Raw genomic sequence first — 443 nt, 5'->3', positions numbered from 1 at the left:
GGCACATTGCTCATAGCTTAACTGTTCAATAGTTTCAACGTTATCAGCTAAGAGCCCTAATTTATCTGTCTGCTCATTAACATATTCGATTAAGGTTTTGGTCATATCTTTACCCATCTGCTCATTGAAAGCTTCTAGAATCGTCTCTAGCATGTTTAATTTCTTTGTATCGATTCTAGGTGGTGTTGGAATATCTTCCCCTTGAAATACATATAATCCCAGTCCGTGTAGAGCCAATGCTTTCACAAAGCATCGCTTCAATGAGTTATTGATTTGCATAGCATTTGGCTTAACAACTGGTTGGTTTCGATAATCTAAAACAGGAAATAATTCGGTTTCCGTGTGTCCTTTAACCGTTACTGAGACAGATACATAAGTCCCAGTTTCATCCATAAGAAAAGGTTTATATTCCTCAACAAGAAAGTCTTGATGAGTTCCAGAAA

At 37.0% G+C, this 443-nt stretch carries 1 protein-coding gene; it reads right to left on the bottom strand.

Annotation, left to right across the window (positions count from 1 at the left end; translation table 11 throughout):
* The coding region (locus AB3I27_RS13995) for a DUF1071 domain-containing protein (protein WP_368023023.1) at nucleotides 1–443 on the bottom strand (443 nt) is incomplete at both ends.

Source organism: Enterococcus sp. C46 (assembly GCF_040887565.1).
Lineage (GTDB): Bacteria > Bacillota > Bacilli > Lactobacillales > Enterococcaceae > Enterococcus_B > Enterococcus_B lactis.
This window is presented reverse-complemented; position numbering and strand designations above follow the sequence as displayed.